General features: G+C 70.2%; 19 protein-coding genes and 1 riboswitch. Of the genes, 11 read left to right on the top strand and 8 right to left on the bottom strand.

Annotated features, from left to right (window positions below; all coding sequences use genetic code 11):
• Nucleotides 1–18: 18 nt before the first annotated feature.
• Nucleotides 19–105: riboswitch (ZMP/ZTP riboswitch) on the bottom strand.
• A 126-nt stretch (nucleotides 106–231) separates the two neighbouring features.
• On the top strand, nucleotides 232–1,446 hold the full coding sequence (gene rocD, locus K377_RS15800; protein ID WP_111663963.1) for an ornithine--oxo-acid transaminase: 1,215 nt from the start codon (nucleotides 232–234) through the stop codon (nucleotides 1,444–1,446).
• A 12-nt stretch (nucleotides 1,447–1,458) separates the two neighbouring features.
• Here the strand turns inward: rocD and K377_RS15795 are convergent, their stop codons facing one another.
• Nucleotides 1,459–2,646 (bottom strand): glutathionylspermidine synthase family protein, encoded by a 1,188-nt coding sequence (locus K377_RS15795; RefSeq protein WP_111663962.1) that lies wholly within the window; start codon nucleotides 2,644–2,646, stop codon nucleotides 1,459–1,461.
• Nucleotides 2,647–2,653: 7 nt separating this feature from the next.
• Nucleotides 2,654–2,992, bottom strand: a complete 339-nt coding sequence (locus K377_RS15790; protein ID WP_111663961.1) for a hypothetical protein — start codon at nucleotides 2,990–2,992, stop codon at nucleotides 2,654–2,656.
• A gap of 102 nt (nucleotides 2,993–3,094) precedes the next feature.
• Here K377_RS15790 and K377_RS15785 point away from each other — a divergent pair, with 102 nt between their 5' ends.
• Complete coding sequence (locus tag K377_RS15785) at nucleotides 3,095–3,931, top strand: hypothetical protein (RefSeq protein ID WP_111664187.1); 837 nt, start codon at nucleotides 3,095–3,097, stop codon at nucleotides 3,929–3,931.
• Between the two features lie 394 nt (nucleotides 3,932–4,325).
• Here the strand turns inward: K377_RS15785 and K377_RS15780 are convergent, their stop codons facing one another.
• Entirely contained in the window at nucleotides 4,326–5,741 is a 1,416-nt protein-coding gene (locus K377_RS15780; protein ID WP_111663960.1) for a PLP-dependent aminotransferase family protein, read from the bottom strand.
• Nucleotides 5,742–5,787: 46 nt separating this feature from the next.
• On the opposite strand from K377_RS15780, the gene K377_RS15775 reads away from it, so the two are divergent.
• Genes K377_RS15775 through K377_RS15765 form a run of 3 tightly spaced genes read left to right on the top strand, consistent with a single transcriptional unit; the run spans nucleotide 5,788 to nucleotide 7,465 of the window.
• Complete coding sequence (locus K377_RS15775) at nucleotides 5,788–6,294, top strand: carboxymuconolactone decarboxylase family protein (RefSeq protein ID WP_111663959.1); 507 nt, start codon at nucleotides 5,788–5,790, stop codon at nucleotides 6,292–6,294.
• Entirely contained in the window at nucleotides 6,291–6,740 is a 450-nt protein-coding gene (locus tag K377_RS15770) for a carboxymuconolactone decarboxylase family protein (protein ID WP_111663958.1), read from the top strand. Before K377_RS15775 ends, K377_RS15770 begins: the two co-directional genes overlap by 4 nt.
• Entirely contained in the window at nucleotides 6,737–7,465 is a 729-nt protein-coding gene (locus K377_RS15765; RefSeq protein WP_111664186.1) for an isocitrate lyase/phosphoenolpyruvate mutase family protein, read from the top strand. The genes K377_RS15770 and K377_RS15765 overlap by 4 nt, the downstream gene beginning before the upstream one ends.
• 35 nt (nucleotides 7,466–7,500) lie before the next feature.
• Here K377_RS15765 and K377_RS41670 read toward each other — a convergent pair whose 3' ends face one another.
• Entirely contained in the window at nucleotides 7,501–7,665 is a 165-nt protein-coding gene (locus K377_RS41670; protein WP_161194984.1) for a hypothetical protein, read from the bottom strand.
• 317 nt (nucleotides 7,666–7,982) lie between these two features.
• Here K377_RS41670 and K377_RS15760 point away from each other — a divergent pair, with 317 nt between their 5' ends.
• On the top strand, nucleotides 7,983–8,312 hold the full coding sequence (locus tag K377_RS15760) for a hypothetical protein (protein WP_237551335.1): 330 nt from the start codon (nucleotides 7,983–7,985) through the stop codon (nucleotides 8,310–8,312).
• Between the two features lie 65 nt (nucleotides 8,313–8,377).
• Here the strand turns inward: K377_RS15760 and K377_RS15755 are convergent, their stop codons facing one another.
• Both K377_RS15755 and K377_RS15750 read right to left on the bottom strand, forming a co-directional pair.
• Entirely contained in the window at nucleotides 8,378–8,905 is a 528-nt protein-coding gene (locus K377_RS15755; RefSeq protein ID WP_161194991.1) for a hypothetical protein, read from the bottom strand.
• 83 nt (nucleotides 8,906–8,988) lie between these two features.
• Nucleotides 8,989–9,660 (bottom strand): GNAT family N-acetyltransferase, encoded by a 672-nt coding sequence (locus K377_RS15750; protein ID WP_111663955.1) that lies wholly within the window; start codon nucleotides 9,658–9,660, stop codon nucleotides 8,989–8,991.
• Nucleotides 9,661–9,844: 184 nt separating this feature from the next.
• On the opposite strand from K377_RS15750, the gene K377_RS15745 reads away from it, so the two are divergent.
• From K377_RS15745 to K377_RS15725, 5 genes are all read left to right on the top strand, one after another.
• A complete protein-coding gene (locus K377_RS15745) occupies nucleotides 9,845–10,231 on the top strand; it encodes a PRC-barrel domain-containing protein (RefSeq protein WP_111663954.1) in 387 nt (128 codons plus the stop codon).
• A gap of 100 nt (nucleotides 10,232–10,331) precedes the next feature.
• Nucleotides 10,332–10,682, top strand: a complete 351-nt coding sequence (locus K377_RS15740) for a PRC-barrel domain-containing protein (protein ID WP_111663953.1) — start codon at nucleotides 10,332–10,334, stop codon at nucleotides 10,680–10,682.
• A gap of 123 nt (nucleotides 10,683–10,805) precedes the next feature.
• Complete coding sequence (locus K377_RS15735) at nucleotides 10,806–10,979, top strand: CsbD family protein (RefSeq protein ID WP_111663952.1); 174 nt, start codon at nucleotides 10,806–10,808, stop codon at nucleotides 10,977–10,979.
• A gap of 137 nt (nucleotides 10,980–11,116) precedes the next feature.
• The gene (locus K377_RS15730; protein ID WP_111663951.1) at nucleotides 11,117–11,500 is read left to right on the top strand and encodes a hypothetical protein; all 384 of its coding nucleotides are present in this window, start codon (nucleotides 11,117–11,119) and stop codon (nucleotides 11,498–11,500) included.
• A 171-nt stretch (nucleotides 11,501–11,671) separates the two neighbouring features.
• Nucleotides 11,672–11,902, top strand: a complete 231-nt coding sequence (locus tag K377_RS15725) for a hypothetical protein (RefSeq protein WP_111663950.1) — start codon at nucleotides 11,672–11,674, stop codon at nucleotides 11,900–11,902.
• A 27-nt stretch (nucleotides 11,903–11,929) separates the two neighbouring features.
• Here K377_RS15725 and K377_RS15720 read toward each other — a convergent pair whose 3' ends face one another.
• Both K377_RS15720 and K377_RS15715 read right to left on the bottom strand, forming a co-directional pair.
• Complete coding sequence (locus K377_RS15720) at nucleotides 11,930–12,430, bottom strand: DUF6879 family protein (protein ID WP_181512577.1); 501 nt, start codon at nucleotides 12,428–12,430, stop codon at nucleotides 11,930–11,932.
• A 110-nt stretch (nucleotides 12,431–12,540) separates the two neighbouring features.
• Nucleotides 12,541–12,981, bottom strand: coding sequence for an ATP-binding protein (locus K377_RS15715; RefSeq protein ID WP_111663949.1), 441 nt, complete (start codon nucleotides 12,979–12,981; stop codon nucleotides 12,541–12,543).
• Between the last annotated feature and the right edge of the window lie 93 nt (nucleotides 12,982–13,074).

Below are 13,074 nucleotides of genomic sequence, written 5' to 3'. Positions count from 1 at the left end.
TCCGGACACAATCGGTTCGCGGTCGGCCCAGGCGCACGGCACACAGTTCACGAGCCGCTCCCCGATGGTCGGTCCCATCCCAGCGCGCCAGTCACGGCTCCGTTCTCACATTACCGGGCGCGCCCCGGGCGAGGTTTCCGCGTCCGGCATGCGAGCCACGATAGGAACGGGCCACAAGCCCGTCCCGCACCGCTCGCCGAGTGCCGTACGAACGGAGATCCCGTGACTTCTGTGACTCCCGACCACGCCACGCAGGACTACATCGGCGCGTCCGACGCGCACAGCGCGCACAACTACCACCCGCTGCCGGTGGTCGTCGCCACGGGCGACGGCGCCTGGCTGACGGATGTCGAGGGGCGCCGCTATCTGGACATGCTCGCCGGCTACTCCGCGCTGAACTTCGGGCACGGCAACCGGCGGCTCGTCGACGCGGCCAAGGCCCAGCTGGAGCGCGTCACGCTGACCTCGCGCGCCTTCCACCACGACCGGTTCGCCGACTTCTGCACACAGCTCGCCGAGCTGTGCGGCAAGGACATGGTGCTGCCGATGAACACGGGCGCGGAGGCCGTCGAGACCGCCGTGAAGACCGCCCGCAAGTGGGGCTACCGGGTCAAGGGTGTGCCGGACGGGCGGGCCCGGATCGTGGTGGCGTCCGACAACTTCCACGGCCGTACGACGACGATCGTCAGCTTCTCCACGGACCCGGAGGCGCGCGCCGACTTCGGCCCGTACACGCCGGGCTTCGACATCGTCCCGTACGGGGATCTGGACGCGCTCCGGGCCGCGGTCACGGACGAGACGGTGGCCGTCCTCCTCGAACCCATCCAGGGCGAGGCGGGGGTCCTGGTGCCGCCCGCCGGCTATCTGCCGGGCGTACGGGAGCTGACGCGCGAGCGCGGGGTGCTGTTCATCGCGGACGAGATCCAGTCGGGGCTCGGCCGGACCGGCCGGACGTTCGCGTGCGAGCACGAGGGCGTGGTGCCGGACGTGTACGTGCTGGGCAAGGCGCTCGGCGGCGGGGTCGTGCCGGTGTCGGCGGTGGTCGCCGACCGGGACGTCCTCGGCGTGTTCCGGCCGGGCGAGCACGGGTCGACGTTCGGCGGGAATCCGCTCGCCTGCGCGGTGGGTCTCGAAGTGATCGCGATGCTGCGCGGCGGGGAGTTCCAGCGGCGGGCCACCGAGCTGGGCGAGCATCTGCACGCCGAGCTGGGCGTGCTGGCGGGGACGGGGAAGGTGACGGAGGTGCGGGGCCGCGGGCTCTGGGCGGGCGTCGACATCGATCCCGCGTACGGGACGGGCCGGGAGATCTCGGAGAAGCTGATGGCCCGGGGTGTCCTGGTGAAGGACACCCACGGGTCGACCATCCGGATCGCGCCGCCGCTGGTGATCGGCAAGGAGGATCTGGACTGGGGGCTCGATCAGCTGCGGGCGGTGCTGGGCGCGTAGTACCCCAGGGGGTCAGAGGATGACGTGCGGGAGGAAGCGGGCGTATCCGTCGGTGACGAGGTCCGCCGACTCCCGGATGCCGAGCCCGGCGGCCTCGCCGTCGACGACCCAGGCGCCGAGCACGGTGCGGTTGCCGTCGAAGTCGGGCAGGGGCGCCAACTCCTGGTAGCAGCAGGGCTCTTCGGGAATCTCGCCGGATGGAGACCCTGGGCCGTGGAGGGTGACGCCCTCGCCCTCGCGGCCCAGCAGCGGCTTGGCGACGTAGCCGGTGGTGGTGGCGAGGTCGCGCGGGCCGTCGACGTAGGCGGGCAGCAGGTTCGGGTGGTCCGGGTACAGCTCCCACAGGACGGCGAGCAGCGCCTTGTTGCTGAGCAGCATCTTCCAGGCGGGCTCGATCCACAGGGTGCTGCCGGTGCCGCCGCCGTTGTCGAGGGTGTCCAGGACGTGCTCGGCGAACGCGTCCGTGGTCAGCCACTCCCACGGGTACAGCTTGAAGCAGCTGCGGATGAAGCGGAGTTGGTTGTCGACGAAGCGCCCCGACAGGCTGTCCCAGCCGATCTCCTCCATCGAGATCCAGTCGGTGGCGAGGCCCGCCTGCTCCGCGGTCTCCTTCAGGTAGCCGACCGTCATCAGGTCCTCGCCGAGTTCGTCGGCGGCGGAGTGCGCGAAGTGCAGGGGGCTGCCGGGCGGCAGCAGGGCGGCCTGCTTCTTCCAGGCGTCGACGAGGCGTTCGTGGAGGGAGTTCCACTGGTCGGCGCCGGGGAAGCGCTCCTCCATCCAGAACCACTGGGGGCTCGCCGCCTCGACGAGGGAGGTGGGCGTGTCGGCGTTGTACTCCAGGAGCTTCGCCGGGCCCGTGCCGTCGTAGCGGAGGTCGAACCGCCCGTAGAGCGAGGGGAGTTCGGCCCGTCGGTGCCAGGACTCGGTCACGGCGGCGACGACGCGCGGGTCGGTGATGCCGAGATCGGCGAAGCGGTCCCGGTCGACGATGTGCCCGGCCGCGGCCAGGCACATGGCGTGCAGCTCCTCGACGACCTCCTCCAGCGCCTCGACCTCGGGCAGGGAGAACTCGTAGTAGGCGCTCTCGTCCCAGTACGGGCGCAGCGAGTCGTCCGGGTAGCGGGTCAGCGGGTAGATGAGCCCCTGCTCCTCCACGATCCCCTGCCAGCCGGGACGCGGGGTGATGGCGTGTCTGCGCATGTCCGGCTCAGCCGCCCGATCCGCCCTTGCCGCCGAATCCGCCGCGCGAGACCCCGGAGCCGCCTCCCGAACCCCCTGACGACTTGGTGAACGACCCGCTCTTGATCCGGCTGCCGCTCTTGGACCCGCCGTAGTACCAGCCGGTGTTGCCGGCCGACGACTTGGTGCTCTTGCAGTACTTGTCGTCGACGACCTTGTAGCCCTTCCCGGTGGTGTAGCTGTCGCGGTCGACGCAGCGCTTGTCCGGGTCGGAGTCGCAGGCGGTGAGAGCCGCGGCGAGCAGTCCCACGCCGCCGAGCACGACGGTGCCGGAGCGCAGGCGCCGCCGGGTGATGCTGTCTGCCATGTGTGTTCCCCCGTGTGTGGTGATGTCTCCGCGCCTACATTAGAGAGCGCCTGCAATGACCACGCACCCGCGTACCCCAAGATGCCCTGTGTGACTCTGGGAATGCTCTGCGCGCTGGCTTCGGCCGTCTGTTTCGGAACGGCCTCCGTGCTCCAGGCGATGGCCGCGCGGGCGGCTCCGCCGGGGACCGGTTCCGGGGTCGATCCGGCTTTGCTGGTACGGGCGTTGCGGCAGTGGCGCTATGTCGCGGGGCTCGGGCTCGACGGGGTCGGATTCGTCTTCCAGGTCGTGGCGCTGCGCAGCATCCCGATCTACGCGGTGGGGGCGGCGCTCGCCGCGAGCCTGGCCGTCACCGCGGTGGTCGCGGCGCGGCTGTTGCGGGTGCGGTTGAGCGGGGCCGAGTGGGGTGCCGTGGCCGCGGTGTGCGGCGGGCTCGCGATGCTGGCGCTGGCCTCCGGCGCGGAGGGGGCGCGGGCCGGGTCGGACGCGTTGCGGTGGGCGATGCTCGGGGTGGCCGTCGGGGTGCTCGGGGTGGGGGCCGTCGCGGGCCGGCTGCCCGGGCGCGGGCGGGCGCTCGCGCTGGGGCTGGGTTCGGGGTTCGGTTTCGGGGTGGTCGAGGTGAGCGTCCGCCTGATCGACGACGTGTCGCCCGGGGCGCTGCTGACGAACCCGGCGACGTTCGCACTGCTGGTCGGGGGTGGGGCGGCGTTCTTGTTGCTGACGTCGGCGTTGCAGCGGGGTTCCGTGACGGTGGCGACGGCCGGGATGGTCATCGGGGAGACGGTGGGTCCGGCGCTGGTGGGTGTGATCTGGCTCGGCGACCGCACGCGGGGTGGGCTCGGGTGGGTGGCGGTGGTCGGTTTCGGGGTGGCGGTGGCCGGGGCCCTCGCCTTGGCCCGCTTCGGCGAGACCCCACCACCACCGGACGCCACGCCGTAGCTCGGCCGGGTCTCCTTCCACGGTTCCCCGCGCCGTAGCTCGGGCCGGTCTCCGAGTGCGCCACCGTCGTGGCTGATCGCGCAGTTCCCCGCGCCCCTAGGCAGTCCCTCGTGCGCGCCACCATCGTGGCTGATCGCGCAGTTCCCCGCGCCCCTGGGTCGTTCTTCGTGCGCGGCTCTCGTCGTGGCTGGTCGCGCAGTTCCCCGCGCCCCTGAGATGCGCACTGCGTGCGTCATCTCATCAAGAGAGGCGCGGCGGAGCGCTGCCTCAGGGGAAGGCTGCGCGCAGCGCATGCCTTCAGGGGCGCGGGGAACTGCGCGAGAAGCGGCCACCGGGGCGCACACGACGAACTACCCAGGGGCGCGGGGAACTGCGCGAAATCAGCTCGGGCCCGCTACGGCAGCACCCTGCACAACGCGTCCAGCGCCCCCGCCCACCCATGATCCGGAGGCGTCCCGTACCCCACGACCAGGGCATCGAGCGGATCGGCGCCGGAGACATCGGCGTGCCGGTAGCTGGAGAGACCCACCACACCGAGCCCCTGCCAGGCGGCAGCCCGCACCACGGAGTCCTCGGTGCCGGGTGCCAGGGGAAGGACGGCGTGCAGCCCGGCGGCGATCCCGGTGACCCGGACCGAGGGCGCCCGTTCGGCGAGGGCGGCGACCAACTGGTCCCGCCGCCTCCGGTACCGCAGCCGCGCCCCGCGCAGATGACGGTCGTAGGCCCCGGAGTTCAGGAACTCGGTGAGCGTCAACTGATCCAGCACCCCGCACGACCAGTCGCTGACCCCCTTGACGGCGACGACCTCCTCGGTGAGCCCGGGCGGCAGCACCATCCACCCCAGCCGGAGCCCCGGCGCGAGCGACTTGCTGGTGGTGCCGAGATACACGACCCGGTGCGGGTCGAGCCCCTGGAGCGCGCCGACGGGCTGCCGGTCGTAACGGAACTCCCCGTCGTAGTCGTCCTCGATGACGAGCCCGCCGGTGCGCCGCGCCCAGTCGACGACGGCGGCCCGCCGGTCCGGATGCAGCGGATCACCCATCGGGAACTGGTGCGCGGGGGTGAGCAGCACGGCCCCGGCAGACCCCAGGTCATCGGCCCCGGTGCCGAGTTCGTCGAGCGGAAGCGGCCGCGTGCGCAGCCCGGCGCGGTCCAGGATCTGCCAGTGCGGAGGCAGCCCGTACGACTCGACGGCGATGTCACCGGCCCCCCGCCCGCGCAGCACGTCACCGAGCAGCATCAGCCCGTGCGCGAACCCGGAGCAGATCACGATGCGCTCGGGGTCGGCGTGCACCCCGCGGGCCCGGGCGAGATACCCGGCGAGCGCGGCCCGCAGTTCGGGCCGCCCGCGCGGGTCGCCGTAGCCGAGGGCCTCGTTCGGGGCGGTGGTCAGGGCGCGGCGGGCGGCCTTGAGCCAGGCGGCGCGGGGGAAGGAGGCGAGGTCGGGGCTGCCGGGCTGGAGATTGTGGACCAGCGGCCCGGTGGCCCGGCGGGCCGGGGTCGGGGCCGGGCGGGGCGCTTCGACGGGCCGCTCGGCGACCCGGGTGCCGGACCCCTGCCGCGCCGTGAGCCACCCCTCGGCGACGAGATCGGCGTAGGCGTCGGCGACGGTGTTGCGGGCGATGCCCAGGTCGGCGGCGAGGGTGCGCGAGGAGGGCAGCCGGGTCCCGGGGGCGAGGCGTCCGCCGCGTACGGCCTCGCGCAGCGCGTCGGTGAGCCCGCGCCGCAGCCCGTACGCGCCCGTGGGCTCGATGTGCAGATCGATGCCGAGCGCCTGCCCGGACGGCGAAGTGGCCCACTCGTTTGCCATGGAAATGGACCATACACGTGGGCTAATGCCTTCGTAGGCTCGCAGCATGACCACGAACACGAACAGCACGACTCCCGAGTACGTCCACGAGCACACCCCGCGCCTGGCCTGGGCCAAGCACGCCCCCGAGGTCTACAAGGCGATGATCCAGCTGGACACCGCCGCCCGTAAGGGACTGGACCCGGTGACGTTCGAGCTGGTGAAGATCCGCGCGTCGCAGCTCAACCACTGCGCGTTCTGCCTCGACATGCACACCAAGGACGCCTTGGCGGCGGGCGAGAGCGTCGAGCGGATCGTGCAGCTCGGCGCGTGGGAGGAGAGCCGGCACTTCTACACGGAGAAGGAGGTCGCGGCGCTGGCGCTGACGGAGGCGATCACGGTCCTGACGGACGGTTTCGTGCCGGACGACGTCTACGAGGAGGCGGCCCGCCTCTACGACGAGAAGGAGCTGGCGCAGCTCATCGCGGCGATCACGGCGATCAACGCCTGGAACCGCTTCGGCGTGACCACCCGCATGGTCGCCGGCCACTACAAGCCGCAGCCCGCCAAGTGAGCACTCGCACGCACCACTTGGAGCCGGACGTCCTCCGCGCCCTCCAGACCGCGGGCGCGGCGGCGAAGCGCGGCCTCGGCGATCCGGTCCTCGCCGAACTGGTGATGATCCGCGCCTCGCAGATCAACGCGTGCGCGTTCTGCCTGGACATGCACGTCGACGTGGCGGTGGAGAAGAACGGCGAGAGCGCGAAGCGCATCGCGCTCCTCAACGCCTGGCGCGAGGCCGGCGACCTGTACAGCGAGCGCGAACGGGCGGCGCTGGCGTTGACGGAGTCGATCACGCTCCTGACGGCCGCCTTCGTCCCGGACGACGTCTACGCAACGGCGGCCGAGCACTTCACCGAGCCCCAACTCGCCCACCTCATCGGGGTGATCACGGTCATCAACAGCTGGAACCGCCTGATGGTCGCCCGCCGCATCGAACCAGGAGGCCCAGGGTGGTGAACCCGGCCGCGACGTTCCGCGCCCTGCACCACGACCGCTCCCCCGGCGACCCGCTGGTCCTCCCCGGCCCGTGGGACGCGGCGAGCGCCCGCGCCTTCGAGGAGGCCGGTTTCCCGGCACTCGCGACCCCGAGCGCCGGGGTCGCGGCCTCGCTCGGCTACGAGGACGGCTCCACGCCCGCCGACGAGATGTTCGCGGCGGTGCACCGCATCGCGCGTTCGGTGTCGGTACCGGTCAGCGCGGACATCGAGGACGGCTACGGCCTTCCCCCGAAGGAACTGGTGGCCAGACTCCTGGACACAGGCGCGGTCGGCTGCAACCTGGAGGACTCGACCCGCGACGACGGCCTGAAATCACCTCGCGCACAAGCCGATTGGCTGGCGGAGTTCCGCGCGGCGGCCGGTTCCGCGATCTTCCTGAACGCCCGTATCGATACGTTCATCAGAGGCGCCGCCGACCCTGTGGCGGAGGCCATCGAGCGCGCCCGCCTCTACATCGCGGCGGGCGCCGACTGCGTCTACCCGATCGCCGCCCCACTGACGGCCCTGCCGCACCTGCGCGCGGCCATCGAGGGCCCGATCAACGCGGGCGCCCCGGCGGACGGCTCCGTACTGCGGGAGTGGGGCACGGCGGGGGCGACCCGGATCACGTTCGGTCCGGGGTTGCAGCGGCGGGCGGCGGAGGGGGTGCGGGGGATCGCGGAGGAACTGGCACGACCTGCGTGAACTGTTCTGCGTAGGGGTTGTTCCCCCCTTGCGCGTCACACCATGGAGAACATGGGCTCACGCCATTTCCCGTCGTCCAGCCCGGCCCGCCTGGCCAACTCTCGGCGCTCCGGCCCCAACTCCCGCCGCCGGGGCTCCAACTTGCCCCAGTCATCCGGCTTGATGAACAGCATGGCCTCGCCCGAAGGAGAGACGAGCACCCCTCCGTACGCGAGGTCACCGGCGACCCACCCACCTTCATCGAACCCTGCGCCGGTACCCGAAAGCTGGTTTCCTTCGTTGGCGGGCTGCCGGAGTTGGATCCGTACCTGGAACCCTTGCTTGAAGCATTCAAAGCGCGGCTTACGGGAATCGGTCCAGGGCAGGGGTAGTTGGCGTCCCTTACGGCGGACCCCGAGCCGAGGAGGCCGGCATTCAGCAGGACTGGCGCGACACACTCACACGCTGCGGGCTGCAGCTCATGGGGAGACCGCATGAATCCCAGAGTGTCACCACGGTCCGGGCGGCCGTCCTTGCCGTGAACGGAATCGACGTCACGCCGACCGCTGCCATCTCCGCCGCCTCGCCCCAGGCCGCCGATGAACTCGACGCCGCCTGGCATCGCCTCGCCCTACGGTGCTCCCTGTACTCCGCCGACGGCTCCTTCCTCGTCCTCCCGCCCGGTAGCGGAGGAAGCTCCATCGGCTGGATGGCGGTCAGGGATCCCATCGGGAGTGGGCTTCCGTCGCGGGTTTCCGCAGCGACCGATTCTCCCGAGCTTGTGGCTCTGTCAGTTGACGGGAAGCGACTCTGCGCTGTCACCGTGGAAGACAACGACTACTGGATAGTGATGCGCACCTTCGACTGAATGCCGGTCACCGCTTCCTCCGCCACGTGGCGACAGGGCGGAGATGTGTGCAGGTCTGGTCGTGGTCAGAACCCGAGCGCGAACTCGGCAAGCCTCTGGAAATCGTCCTCTGCCAGGCCGACTCGCGGGTTGACGTGGTGGAGGAGGCCGGGCCCTGGGTGGTGTGCGGCCACGTGTAGCTCGTCGAGGCTGCTCTGTTCGTCGTCCACCCAGGCGAAGGGGCGGCCGTCGGCGTAGTCGACGAGGGGGCCGGTTTTCCAGTGGACGCCGTCGGGGCGTTCTTGGAGCAGGGCTTCGCCGAAGTCGACGAAGGGGAGTTCGGGCAGGCCGAGTACCGGAGCGATCCAGCGATTGGCCTCGTTCATCCAGGTGGTGGCCCAGCACAGGTCGTAGTCGAGCCGGAGAAGAGCCGGCCCGTGTGTGGGGTTGAGCCAGACGCGCAGGGGCCGTCGTCGGAACGAGGGGGTCTCGTCGTCCTCCGCGGTATTTCGGGGAACACGGATTGTCGTGTAGCCGGCAGGGCGTCTTTGCGGCTTGGCCGCATAGGGGTTGAGCGGCCCGTCCACATCGAGGAACAGCAGCGGCCGGTTCACCATCTCCCCCTTGACCAGGACCGGTTGTGCTGTTGGAGCGTAGTTGTACGGCGCGTGCGGGGGACGCTCCGGGCGAGCGGAGTTCAGGTGGTCCTACGCCGTATGTGCAGATGCCCCTCGTGGGGAAAGGTCGGTGGCGCCGGAGGCAGGGTCGTGTCGAGGGTGTAGCCGCTCTTGTGCGCCACGCGGCACGACGCCGGGTTGTCCACCTGGTGCAGGAGTTCCAGGTGTTCAAGGGGTGTCTCGGAGTTGGCTCGCAGGGCGTCGAAGGCCCATCCGGTGAGGGCCTCCAGTGCGCGCGGCGCCACGCCTCGGCCGCGGGCGTGTGCCGCGGTCCAGTAGCCCACCTCGGCCGACGGTTTGCCGGGGGCCAGCTCTTTGAGGACTACGTGGCCCGCCAACTGGCCGTGAGGCGAACCGGGTTGCGCTTCAAGTACCGCGAACCCGAGCCGGTCCCCCGCTGCCCAGCCGCATTCCTGGCTTCGCACCCACCGCGTCGCATCCTCGTCGTTCTCCACAGCCGAGCTGGTCCAGCGGCGCAATACGGGATCACGGAACACTTCGATCAGGGCTGTGGTGTCCTCACCGCACCAGGGCCGAAGGACGAGGGTGGGGGCGGACGGTGTCGCGTCCACGTGCAGGATGACGATGTCGTTCACCTGCCGACTGTATGCGGTGGTGTTCCGCCCATCCTCACTGTTCAGGCCGGTCTGCCGGGCCAGTTCACCGATCGAGTAGAGCGCGTCGCCGTCCATGCCCCCACCTTGCCGTCTCCCCCTACGGGAGACTCAAGCCCACCGACCCGCGAATGGCGTGCGCACAGCAAATTCAGAAAATCTCCACCGGTCTTGTTTGCCTGGGCCGTGAGTGGCCACTCGGTTGGTGCGCGGGCTGAACGTCCGCCACTTTCAACACCGTTTCCCGCACGGAGGTTTGCTCATGACTGAGAACATCTGGAATTACTCGGCCACTTCGGGGTACACCACCGGCTCGGACCTCACCGGTTTCAAGGTCGAGGCCACCGACGGGCACATCGGCAAGGTCGACAAGCACTCCGCCGACGTGGACTCGCAGTACATCGTCGTCGACACCGGTGTCTGGATCTTCGGCAAGGAGGTCCTCCTGCCGGCGGGCACCATCGTCTCGGTCGACGCCGAGGCGAAGACGATCCAGGTCTCGCGCTCCAAGGACGAGATCAAGAGCGCGCCCGAGTTCGACAAGGAGAAGCACCTGGGCAACGCCGACTACCACCAGCAGATCGGCACCCACTACGGCTCCCACCGCACGCCCGGCACCCCCGGCACGCCCGGCCCCGGTCGTATCTGACCGAGACAGCGGCTCCGGTTCGATGTGCCATTCCATTTCACGGGATGCCATTGCCATTGCCATTGCCGGAGAATGCGAGCAAATCTAGGAGCTGGACGCTTTGTTCGTCGCCGAGAATATTCGTGACTGGCGCGACCAGGATGTCGTCGACGCAGAGGGTCACAAAATCGGCACCCTGGAGTCGGTATACGTCGACACATCCGACGACCGCCCCTCTTTCGCCGCCGTGACCATTGGTCTGCCGACGCGAAAGCGCATTACTTTCGTCCCCCTCGGCTCGGCAAAGGTGGCCCCCTCGTACGTCAAGGTGGCCTGGCCGAAGCAGAAGGTGAAGGACGCCCCGTCCATCGATACGGACGGCGAGCTCACCGCGGAAATGGAGCCCGAACTCTTCGGGTATTACGGGCTCCAGGGCGTTCCCGGTGGGCCCCGGCGGCTCGCCCGCCGCTGAGACCCGCCGCTGAGACCCGTCACCCAGACCCGCCGTCCAGGCGCTGACCATGCGCGTCTGGGCGGCGGAGCGAGAACTCCGATCGACCGCCGAGCGGAACAGTGTTTCTCTGAGAGGACTGACATGGCTGCAGACGAGAAGACCCAGGCGAAGACCGAGCAGGCCAAGGGCAAGGTCAAGGAGGCCGCTGGACGCGCGGTCGGCAATGAGCGGCTGACGGCCGAGGGCCGCGCCGACCAGGTGCAGGGTGACGCGCGCCAGGCCAAGGAGAAGGTCAAGGACGTCTTCAAGGACTGACGGCGGCACACCGCCGGCGGTCTGCCGACCGCAGCCGGAGGGGGACGACAACGATGACGATGTCGTCCCCCTCCTCGGTATTCGTGCCTCACCACGCCAGTGAACGGATCGGGATCGACCCGAGAGGGGAAACGCACATGGCAGGCCAGAAGAACACGAAGCCCAAGGCCGCGTCGGCCGCTGCGAAGGCGACGAAGAAGAGCAGGAGCGGATCGGCGAAGGCCGCGGCCGCCAGCGCCCTGTCGCAGACCTCCGGCAGCAAGACCTCCGGCGGCAAGAAGGCATCGGCCAAGACCGGGAAGAAGGCCGCCACCGGCGCGGGCAGCACCGTGGCCTCGCGCAGCGCGACGAAGACGGAGAAGAAGGCGGCCGCCAGCGCGCTGTCGCAGTCGCCGTCGAAGAAGCCGGGCAAGAAGACGCTGACCCAGGCCGCGAAGACGCTGAGCGACTCCAAGGCCAAGAAGTCCGACCGGTCGGCCGCCGCACGCACCCTCGCGCGCGCCGCCGCCGCGGAGCTCTAGCCCTCACGCAAGTCCCGTACGAGGCCGCGCCGTCAGGCGCGGCCTCGGCGTTTGCAACTACCCAGGAACGCTGCCGCCCGGCTCCAGAATGTGGTGCACATGTGGTGCGATGCTGATGACAACGTGGTTCACTCAAGGTCCGCACGGAGCCCATCGACAGGAGCGAGCACCATGGCGGCACCGCACCCCGAGCACCCGGCCAGCGAGCGTTTCTCGGTGACCCTGGCACCCCCGGCCGTCGTCGCGGTCAACGAACTGGCGGAGTCGGGGCGCGTCAGCAAGGCCGACGTCATCAACCGGGCGTTGCTGCTGCTCGGATTCGTCGAGCGTGAGCGGGCCAAGGGACACGAGCTGATGATCCGTAGCGCGGACGGCGAACTGGAGCGCATCCACATCCTGTGACGGGCCCGCCGCGCCCGCTCGGGCCCGTCAGAGGGTGTAGTTCTTGTGCGGGACGCCTCGTTCCCACACCGTTTCGAAGGCGCTCGCCGCGAGTTGGATGACCGTCGGTTCGGTGCGGATCTCCCACTTGGGCTCGCTCCAGTTCCCCTCGCCCGTGAAGTGGTTAAACAGCACCGCGGAACGGTCGAAGAGCCAGAAGTCGTTGCCCGGCAGGGCGATGTCCGAGGTCTGGCGCCGTGGGAGCCAGCGGACGTCCTCGCCGGTCCGGACGTTGACGAGGGTTCCGGCGTGCTCGTACTCGATGTACGGGGTGACGGGCTCGGAGACGATGCGGGCCCGGCGCATTCTGATGCCCCGGACGGCGGTGCGGTCGATCAGGTCCGCCCACGGCGCCCAGTACGCCGGGCGCGTGTCGTCCCCGAGTCCGTACACGTCACGCATCCCCAGATGGCAGGCTGAGTACCGGGCGGCGGCGAGCAGTTCCTCGAAGCCGGGCACGTCGCTCCGCCCGATGAACCCAGGTTCCATGCCTGGACCATCGCCCCGCGGACAAGGGCAGTACAAGGCTCCGTGGCGTTTGTGGCCGAAAAGCGCCGACATATACCCAATTGCGCCCACAGGGGTGATGGTGGTGGTGGTCAGGGGCGGCAGTCGGCGGAGGCCGCGAGTTCCAGTTCGAACCACACCACCTTGCCGACCCCCTCCTTCCTGGCCTCCGCGCCCCACTCCCCCGCCAGCATCTCCACCAGCGCCAGGCCCCGCCCCGACTCCTCGTCCGGAGACGCCGCGCGCGGGACCGGCAGTTCGGCGCTCGCGTCCGTCACCGCCACCCGGAGAACCGTTCCCGTCAGGGTCGCCCGCGCCCGGATCTCCCGGTCCGCCGGGGCCTTCGCGTGGCGGTACGCGTTCGTCATCAGTTCGCTGAGCAGCAGTTCCGCCGTGTCCGTGACGGCCGCCGGCAGGGCCCAGCGGACCGCCGTCTCGCGGAACAGCAGCCGCGCCCTCCCCACGCTCCGCGCCTGACGCGGCAGGCGCCACTCGATGTCCTGGGGTAGCCGCGTCGGCGGTGTCCTCTGCATACGTCCACCGTTCCGGCTCGCCGCGTACTCTCGGGAGTAACGACGCGTGTACTTCGGGTAGTTGTACCTGGCGTGGTCCCTGAGGAAAGTGGT

Origin of the sequence: Streptomyces sp. PsTaAH-137 (assembly GCF_003259365.1) — a bacterium.
Taxonomy (GTDB): domain Bacteria; phylum Actinomycetota; class Actinomycetes; order Streptomycetales; family Streptomycetaceae; genus Streptomyces.
Note: the sequence above shows the minus strand (reverse complement) of the source record. Positions and strands in the feature narration are given on the sequence as shown.